The sequence below is a fragment of the Castellaniella caeni NBRC 101664 genome (genome assembly GCF_001592225.1).
Taxonomy (GTDB): Bacteria; Pseudomonadota; Gammaproteobacteria; order Burkholderiales; family Burkholderiaceae_B; genus Castellaniella; species Castellaniella caeni.
Genome location: NZ_BCWN01000048.1, coordinates 1 through 1,655, shown reverse-complemented (window position 1 = coordinate 1,655; position 1,655 = coordinate 1). Strand labels below are relative to the sequence as shown.

Annotated in this window: 1 protein-coding gene; it reads right to left on the bottom strand. The window is 58.1% G+C overall.

Features of this window, described 5'->3' with window-relative positions:
* Positions 1-160 precede the first annotated feature (160 nt).
* Positions 161-1,603 (bottom strand): flagellin N-terminal helical domain-containing protein, encoded by a 1,443-nt coding sequence (locus CCA01S_RS15025; RefSeq protein ID WP_066459944.1) that lies wholly within the window; start codon positions 1,601-1,603, stop codon positions 161-163.
* Positions 1,604-1,655: the final 52 nt, after the last annotated feature.

Genomic DNA, 1,655 nt, shown 5'->3' with positions numbered 1-1,655 from the left:
GCTCATTTCGTGTTCCTGTCCCAGCTGGCGGGCAGCCAGAAGATGATCCGCTTCCAGTTCGGGGGCAGGCCAATGACCCATTCCACCAGCCGTAGCAACCGTGGTGCATCTGCAGGTCTTGCGACACCTCGGGGCGCAGCGAATGCGCGCCCGCGCAGACCTACCCTGCAATCAGAGTCAGCACCGACTGCTGAACCTGATTGGCCTGAGCCAGTACCGCTGCGCCCGCCTGTTGCAAAATCTGGGCACGCGTCATATTTGAGGCCTCGAGCGCAAAATCAGCATCTTGCACACGAGACTGAGCCGCTGCTGTCGCTGCCTGCTCTTGTGCAATGTTGTGGATAGCGCCCTCGAAGCGATTAGTCATGGCGCCATACTGGCCCCGATAGGTGTCTACCTTGGACAAGGCGGCGCTTAATTGATCCATGGCCTGCTGGGCAAGCTCGACGGGATCCAGCTCGACTCTGTCCAACCCCAGCGACACACTGTCGGACGGCGTGGGCTCGATGGTGACTTTCTCGACATTCTGGCCAAACTGGGCACTGACGACGATATCGGTGGGTTCCGAATAGGGCGGCTTGATCTGCTGCTGCGGAGTGGGCATGGCCGTCCAGCTGGCGGTGGCGGTAAACGATCCGCTGCCGACCACGATAATCAGCAGATCTTCTGTGACATCATCAATCGTCAGGCGCTCTAGCTGATTCCCTGCTCCGATGTTACCGTTGTTGTAGTCGGCCCCTGTCTCATAGCGATCACCATCTCCACTATAGGTAAAGTTCATCCCATTATGGCTGCCTGATGCCCCGGCAGCCAAGTCGAATGTGGGGCCACCTTCGACCAACGTGCTGTCGTCATACACTGCCCCAGGCAAGAACCCATTGGCTTCAGTCAGGACACGGCTTTGCATGGATGCCGCATCTGTCACGGCGTTGTTCTTCCATACCACATCACCATCTGCCCCAAACGCGGGCGTGCCCGCCAAATGCTTGCCGTCACGCGTGAACAGCTGGATGTCGTCATCCATACTCAAAGAGTCGATATCCAGCACGAACCCCTTGGCCCCAGCCGGAACGTACGCCGTTGAAATAACCCCCGACGAAAACGACGCAGGGCTGCCACTGCTGGGAAACTTGACAAAAATGGGCGGTGTATCGCCAATATTGACGGGCAGCTTGGTCGTGGAATCGGGCCCCAGCGGATAGCGGCCAAAGATCTCGGTGCTGTATGCGATGCGGTCAATCTCGGCGCGAATCTGATGAAACTCGTCATTGATCGACGCACGGTCGGTATCCGATAACGTGCCATTCGCGGACTGTACCGCCAACTGGCGCGCCCTTTGCAACAGGTCGTTGATACCATCCAGGCCGCCCTCCGCCGTCTGCATCAGGCTGATGCCGTCATTGATGCCCCGTGCCACCTGAGCGCCCGCGCGCAAATTGGCCTCCATGCGATTAGCGATGGCTTGCCCTGCCGCATCGTCTTTTGCACCATTGATGCGCAAGCCGGAGGACAAGCGTTGGATGGCCTGACCAAGAGCGTGCTCGGATTCCTGCTGACGCCGCTGCACCTGCTGCGAAAGCACGTTAGTGCGAACTGTGATCATGCGGCAGGTTCTCTGTGCTGTATGAAACTATATTTTGCGAAATTATACCTAA

Coding starts and splice junctions, on each gene's coding strand:
- CCA01S_RS15025 (WP_066459944.1), bottom strand. CDS start 1,603: ATGATCACAGTTCGCACTAACGTGCTTTCGCAGCAGGTGCAGCGGCGT.